The organism is Micromonospora sp. NPDC050276 (assembly GCF_044459545.1).
Classification (GTDB): Bacteria; Actinomycetota; Actinomycetes; order Mycobacteriales; family Micromonosporaceae; genus Micromonospora.
This window is the reverse complement of the sequence record NZ_JBITJA010000014.1, coordinates 144,753-151,285: the sequence shown is the minus strand read 5'-3', so window position 1 is coordinate 151,285 and position 6,533 is coordinate 144,753. Positions and strand designations below refer to the sequence as shown.

Below are 6,533 nucleotides of genomic sequence, written 5' to 3'. Positions count from 1 at the left end.
CCTGCAGCAAATAAGACCAACGACTAAAGATCAACCAACCGAGGTGGTCCAGTTTCAGCCGGACCACGGTGGTCAGGTTTGGAGCGGCGTTGACAGCCAGGAGACACGACGAACACCACCAGCGGACCAAGGCCCACGGCTGGTCTGCCGACGCGCCTCTCGGCTCGGTTCGGCTGGCACCGTTTCTGTACTTGGCTGCTGTACTGCTGGCCTCGACAGCTCGACCTCCCTGGCCCATCCGAGGAACCGGCGGTGCAGCACGCCGGCCGGTCTCCAGGGCATGTCCTCGGTCGCCTGGACGAGGTAGGACCCGAGGTAGAGAGCCAGCGACACTGGGGCATCCGCATACTCCGCGCGCAGCTCGCGCTTCCGGGTCAGGCAAGGCCAGGGCAGGCCGCAGCCGCCGCAGTTCCAGATCGGCATGACCGGACCGTGGACGGTCACCGCACATTCGCCAGGAAGCGAGCGGTGATCGTCCGTGCCTGGCGGCTGGTCGCCCATTCGACCTGCCAGCACGGGTACGGCGTGAGCCTTGCCCACCACGTCCGGCAGCCGCTGCACATGCCGTCCAGCCCTCGGAGGTGCACCGAGGTGATCGCCTTCTGCTGCCCGTTACTCACTGCTCGCCTTCCTGCGGCCAGTGGCCACGATTGATCGGAATTCGGTGCTGGGCACGGCATGGCAGGTCGGCTCCGCAGCGGCAGATATGCCGCCGGAGCCGCCATGACCACACCGGCCGATGCCTGCGGGCGAGAGTCAGCGCGGTGGCCGAGAGGTATTCGTCATACGAGACGCGCCGCACGGACCCTCCCTCGTTCGAGCACGAGGGCGGCTCCCTGCCCTCGAAGCTGAGGGGGATGCGGCGACCAGGCGATATCCGCATCGCCGCCGCATCCCGTGAGCAAGAAGCTACGGTGGGCCGCGGAGCGGAATGGGTAAGGTTCCTACCCCTGGATCACGAGAGCAGCCCGACCTTGATCGCAAGGTCACGGAGGTCGTCACGCGTGGAACGTGGGCCGTCGAGCAGGTCCAAGGTGATCTGGCGGGCGTACCCGTTGAAGCGGATCGTCTCCGGGGCCGACTCGTACGCCTGCCGGAGAGTCATCACGGCCGCTTCCTTGTCGTCCTTGCCGTAGTGCGCCCGCGCGACCTCGATGAGATGGCGTGCCCGGCGCGGCCTCGACGGGATCGCCGCGGAATCATGACGGCGTGCCTGTCGTACCGCCTCACCGGACTTCTGCAACTCCACCGCCACGGTCACCGCATGAGCGCCCATGATGACCTGTGAGAACGACGTCTGCGGCTGATAGAAGCCCTGCGGCAGGCGCTGCGCCACCCGGTCCGCGCGATCCCAGTACCGCCAGGCCCGGCCTTCCTCACCAGCACGGGCGGCCGTGTAGGCAGCCTCGAAGTTCAACGCGCCCCAGAGCGCCAACAGGTTCGTGGTCCCGTCGACCGTGCGCGGCTCCAGCGCCGACAGGAGGTCCAGGGTCACCGCCATCGCGGTGTCCCAGTCACCGGCATCCCGATGCACCTGGCACAGAAACCATCCCGCGCACGCCACCGCCTCCGCGTCACCGGACTCCTGCGCCGCCACCATCGCACGGTCCGCGACCCGCCACAGCAACTCGGCAGCGGGTTGATAGGCGAGGAACATCTGCGTCAGCCCGAACGTCTCCGCCAACAGGGCCTGAGCCTGTCGACGCTCACCATCCTCGTACGCCAACGCGGCGCGCTGCGCGTCGCGCAGAAGGCCTGGCAACAACCCGCCCAGCACCGTACGGTGATCCGTCGCCTGATGGCGTGCCCGCCATGCCATCGCAAGCCGCTCGCTCAGGCTCGTCAACGACTCTGGGGAAGCCTCGTCGGAAATTGCGAAGCGGTTCACCGCGTCCCGAACCGACGCCAGCGCCGGATGCTCCGGCCCGTTGACCATGGCGGACCGGGCGCTCAACTCTCCGACCAAGGCAGACACCTCCACCTTGAGAGCACGCGCGATGCGATCCAGCATGGGAATGCGCGGCGGCAGGATGCGATCGGTCTCCACTGCCTTGACCCACTCGGCGCTACGCCCCACCAACCCCCCGAGCACCGCGCGGGTCTTTCCGGATCGCTCCCGGTAGACCTTCAGCCGCTGCCCGAAAGTCAACTCCGGTAAGGAATCCATCCCGGGACCTCCTCGCAGCGCGACGCACCGTCGGCGCCCAGGCCGCCGTGCCACCCAACGCTACCGGCCTGTCTGCCGCCTCATAACCCCTGACACGCCGCGCGCCGCCTCGGGCGACGATCCGCACTCCGCCGTCGGCGGCGATCCTCGTTCGGGCTCGTTGCTGGCACCGTTCCGGTCGCCGAGAGCGTCACCGATGGCTTGTGAGGACTTTCCGCACCCTGACGGACCCTCCGCGCGATTGACGATCCCGCGACAGGACAACGCGGGATGTGTCCATTGTCGCCGGCGGCGCCATCGGCTCCCGGGTAGGCCCGGCCCACAAGGATCAGTCCGGACTGACTGGTAACGGGCACCGGTTCCGAGTCACGTGTCTCCCAGATCTCTGGGATATCGGGGGCGTGATGATCTACCGAAGAATCCACGTATGCAGAAGAGACGATCGTTGTTGGCGGCGTTGTTGTTCGGAGCAACCGTGCTGGTGCCGGTGGCGTTGACTCCCTCGCCGGCCCTGGCCTACGTGGTGGACTGCTCGGCCACGGGTGGTCCCGGGCCACGGCCCGGGCTGCCGGGGGATGAGCCCGAGGAGCCACAGCAGGGACAGCAGATGACGCCGGAGGAGATGCGGGCTTTCGTGGCCAGCCACGAAAGCCCGAACGGTCTCGCCGGAAACCCGCACGTCTACGTCGACACCAAGGGACATCCGACCGTCGGGGTCGGCTTCAACCTCGACCGGCCCGACGCCCGTGAGCTACTTACCAAGATCGGGGCGAGCTACGACGCGGTTCGTGCCGGCACCCAGAATCTCACCCCGCACCAGATCGCGACCCTCTTCGAGGCCGATTTCGTCGCGGCGGCGGCCACCGTGCAGCGCTACATCTACAACTTCGACTCGCTGACCCCGTCGCGGCAGGCCGTACTCATCGACATGGCGTTCAACCTCGGGCCGGCCGGATTCCGGGGATTCCGCAACATGATCAACGCGGTCAACGTCGGCAACTGGGAGGCGGCCGCGCGGGCGATGAGCCAGTCGCTGTGGGCCACCCAGGTCGGAAACAGGGCCGTCCAGGACATCAAGCTCATGCGTCAGGGTGCGATGTGTCAGCCCGGTGACGCTCCGGCCGCTCCGCCGCCGGGCGGAAACCACGTCAACTACCCCGGCAACGTCTGGGCCATGCCGGACACCAGTGGCGCCACCGTCGGTGGAGGCTCGCCCACGCCCATCAGCTGCCGCATCAACCACATCGAGGTGTACTACGAGGGCCACTGGATCGACATCGCCGTTGTCAACTGCTACTGACCTCCGGTGACAACCGGGCGGGCGCCCATGGCCGCAGCGGCCACGAGGGCGTCCGCCCGGTCGGCGGTCAGCAGCATCGCCACGAACTCGCGGCGGCTGCGCACCCCGGCCTTGTCGAACACCGCCTTCAGATGGTCCTGCACGGTGTACGGCGAGACCAGCAGGGCGGCGGCGATCTCGGCCGTACTCAGGCCCCGTACCGCATACAGTGCGACCTGTGCCTCGCGGTCGGTGAAGCCGTACGCGGCGAAGGTGACCGGAATCAGCTCGGCTGGGCTGGCCGGTGTGATCACCACGGCGACGGGCGATCGCGTCGACCGACCGAGCAGCGAGGCGTGCAGTACGTGCCACCGACCGTCCGTGGTCCGGGCCCGCAGCGGTGGCTGCGGAACAGGTCGGCCGGCGACGACCGCGCGGGCGTGCTCGGCCGCCATGACGAACGGCAGCGGCACGCCGAACAGCACGGCGGTGTCACCGCAGAGCTGGCCGAGCAACTCCTCTGCCCGCTCGTCGGCGTGCAGCACCCGGTTGTTCGGCCCGACGACGAGCACCGCCGGTGCGTGGGCGGCCGCTCCGTCTGAAGTGATCGGCCCGGCCGCACCGGCCTCGGCTATGCTGCGCCGCAGCGCGGCACCGATCAACGGCGCCACAGCGTTCGCCAGCGCCAGTTCCTCGGGCCGGTAGTGGCCCCGGTCCGGCGCCCGCATGAACGCCGCGCAGCCCCACCGGCCGCCCCGGCTGTCGAAAACCGCGCGCAGCTCGTCGCCGTAGCCGGCCGGCCGGATCTGGTCGCGGTACCGCAGACTCCGGTCCGGTCGTCCCCCGGTGGCCCGGCTCAGCGTTTCCGCCGCCCGGCCACTGCGCCGGATCACCGGAAACGTCGCGATGTCGTCGCCCCACACTTCCAGCTCGACCGCCGCGTGGAAGTCCGACAGCCGCAGATCCGGACTGACGACCGAGGTGACCAACCCGGTGGCCGGGTCACTGTCGTGCCAGCAGACGCCGTCATAGCCCAGCACCGGGCGCAGCAGCGCGTCGGCACGGCCGTACACCGTAGTCGAGGGCAGACCGGACGAACAAAGTTCCGTAACCTCGGCCAGGACCCGCCGATGCCTCCGAGATAACCGCTGTGCTGTCCCGCGAGCCGGCATGCCGGGCAGCGTAGTCCCCGCCCACACATCCGTCCCAGTGCCCCAACGTCACTTGGCTTGTCTGTGCTGGTAGTGGGCTCGGCGGGCGCGGGCTTGGGATGTTCGTCGCCAGGTTGACCAGTGCAGGATGTGCTCCGGTGGGAGCGCCACGGCGAGGGCCTGGGCGCACCACGTCGCCTCGGGCAGGTAGAGCCGGCGGTCGATCAGCGCCCGAGCATGCGGGGTGACGTAGGCCAGGAACACGCCGACCTGGCTGTTCTCGACACGCCCGGCGGTGCCCGTGTATTGCCGCTGCAACCGACGGGGCACACGCCCTTCTTCAGCAAGCCGGTCTCGTCGGTGGCCAGCACGGCGTCGGGGTGGCCGAGCTGCTCGATCAGCCACGCCCGAACGTCGTCGCGGACGGTACGACAGCAGAAAGGCCACCTCCCGTTTCCGGGAAGTGGCCTTTGACCTGTCACCTTCCGCTGGCCTCGGCTTGATCTGAGCGCCGCGCCGGGCAGCACCGGCGACCCGGCGCTACCTCAGCCGACATTTTGCTCCTTTGCGGGCACTGTCTAGGTGCGCGTGCTCCACTGCTGATTCGCGCCGCCGTGGCACGCCCAGAGGTGAAGTTGTGTGCCGTTGGCCGTGCCGGAGCCGACGGCGTCGAGACACAACCCCGATTGGGCTCCGGTGATGGTGCCGTTGGAGTTCAGGTTCCACTGCTGATTGGCCTGGCCGTTGCAGTCCCAGATGATGACAGCGGTGCCGTTGCTGCTGCCTGCCCCGCTGGCGTCCAGGCACTTGTTGCCGTAGACGGTCAGGGTGCGGTTGGCGGTATGGGTCCAGCGCTGGTTGGTGCCGCCGTGACAGTCCCAGAGTTGGGCGCGAGCGCCGTTGCTCGTGCTCGAGTTGGGGATGTCGATGCATCGGCCGGACTGGCTCCCCGCGATCAGCACGTTCTGCCGGCCGGGCGGCGGGGTCGTTGGCGGGGGAGTGGTGGGCGGCACGTCCGACCCGAACTGGGTGAAGAACCTCCACACCTCCTGCTTGACCCAGCTCCGTGCGCCACTCTCACAGCCGGCACACCCATCCACTGGACCTTGCTGGTGGCCGCCGTCGAACGCGGCCCAGACCACCGGATATCCCGGCTGGCAGGAGTAGGCGGTGGTGATGTGGGTCAGGCTGCCTGCCCTCGGCTCGGGCGGGTTCTGCGCGGCGCAACCGTTGTTCCGGACGAACCTGTCGCGCAGCGACCGTCCGCTCGGGATGTTGTCGTTGATGCCGTGAATTCCCAGGTACGCCACGGGCTGGGTGCCGCCGCTGCATCCGCTGATCGGGCCCGGGGCCGCGATTGCCGCTACCGCACGGAACACCGTCGGTCGGGAGCACGCCAGCGAGTAGCTCATCGCGCCGCCGTAGCTGAATCCGACCGAGAAACGTTGGGTCGTGTCGACACAGAGGGCGTTATCGATTACGCGGATCATGTCGTCGGTGAAGGTCACGTCCTCACCGTTGGAGTTGCCCCAGCCGTTGTTGAGGCCCTGCGGGGCGACGAAGATCGTGGTGTTGTTCGACTGCGAGAGCATGCCGTAGTAGGCCCAGGCGGCCCCGTCGGTTCCGCCCGACGCGACCTGACTGGCGGTGCCGCCCAGCCAGTGGAACCCGAAGGCGAGCCGGTGGGCGTAGGTGTTGTTGTAGTTGTCGGGCAGCCGAAGGATGAAACTGCGGCTCTTCCCGCTGCTCTGGATGGTGTGGGTGCCGCTGTTCAGTCCGGGCGCCTTGCCGCAGCCGGCCGTGGTGGCTGCGGCGGCCGGTGCGACAGTCATGACGACGTACATGCCGACGGCGATCAGAACCATGACCGCCATGGCTGCCCCCAGCCAAGGGGCGGACAGTTTGCGAAGTGGCACAGCTAGGCCTCCTTGTGCAT

At 68.4% G+C, this 6,533-nt stretch carries 5 protein-coding genes and 1 pseudogene; 1 reads left to right on the top strand and 5 read right to left on the bottom strand.

What is annotated here, in order from left to right; translation table 11 throughout:
- Window positions 1-440 precede the first annotated feature (440 nt).
- Window positions 441-779: a hypothetical protein gene (locus ACIBF8_RS26420; RefSeq protein WP_396786477.1), complete on the bottom strand. Its 339-nt coding sequence runs from the start codon at window positions 777-779 to the stop codon at window positions 441-443.
- A 176-nt stretch (window positions 780-955) separates the two neighbouring features.
- The gene (locus ACIBF8_RS26415) at window positions 956-2,167 is read right to left on the bottom strand and encodes a helix-turn-helix domain-containing protein (protein WP_396786470.1); all 1,212 of its coding nucleotides are present in this window, start codon (window positions 2,165-2,167) and stop codon (window positions 956-958) included.
- A 427-nt stretch (window positions 2,168-2,594) separates the two neighbouring features.
- Between ACIBF8_RS26415 and ACIBF8_RS26410 the strand changes: the two genes are divergently transcribed.
- Window positions 2,595-3,467 (top strand): glycoside hydrolase family protein, encoded by an 873-nt coding sequence (locus ACIBF8_RS26410; RefSeq protein WP_396786468.1) that lies wholly within the window; start codon window positions 2,595-2,597, stop codon window positions 3,465-3,467.
- On the opposite strand, the gene ACIBF8_RS26405 is transcribed toward ACIBF8_RS26410, so the two are convergent.
- The 3 genes and pseudogenes from ACIBF8_RS26405 to ACIBF8_RS26395 form a co-directional block, all read right to left on the bottom strand.
- Window positions 3,461-4,519: a helix-turn-helix transcriptional regulator gene (locus ACIBF8_RS26405; RefSeq protein WP_396786466.1), complete on the bottom strand. Its 1,059-nt coding sequence runs from the start codon at window positions 4,517-4,519 to the stop codon at window positions 3,461-3,463. The genes ACIBF8_RS26410 and ACIBF8_RS26405 overlap by 7 nt on opposite strands.
- A gap of 225 nt (window positions 4,520-4,744) precedes the next feature.
- Window positions 4,745-5,025: pseudogene (locus ACIBF8_RS26400) on the bottom strand (transposase); the annotation flags it as partial.
- A gap of 150 nt (window positions 5,026-5,175) precedes the next feature.
- Window positions 5,176-6,471: a ricin-type beta-trefoil lectin domain protein gene (locus tag ACIBF8_RS26395; protein ID WP_396786464.1), complete on the bottom strand. Its 1,296-nt coding sequence runs from the start codon at window positions 6,469-6,471 to the stop codon at window positions 5,176-5,178.
- Between the last annotated feature and the right edge of the window lie 62 nt (window positions 6,472-6,533).

What these genes read in the sequence shown, in the direction of transcription:
- ACIBF8_RS26415 (WP_396786470.1), bottom strand. Translation starts at nt 2,167, where the DNA reads ATGGATTCCTTACCGGAGTTGACTTTCGGGCAGCGGCTGAAGGTCTAC.
- ACIBF8_RS26410 (WP_396786468.1), top strand. Translation starts at nt 2,595, where the DNA reads ATGCAGAAGAGACGATCGTTGTTGGCGGCGTTGTTGTTCGGAGCAACC.
- ACIBF8_RS26395 (WP_396786464.1), bottom strand. Translation starts at nt 6,471, where the DNA reads ATGGCGGTCATGGTTCTGATCGCCGTCGGCATGTACGTCGTCATGACT.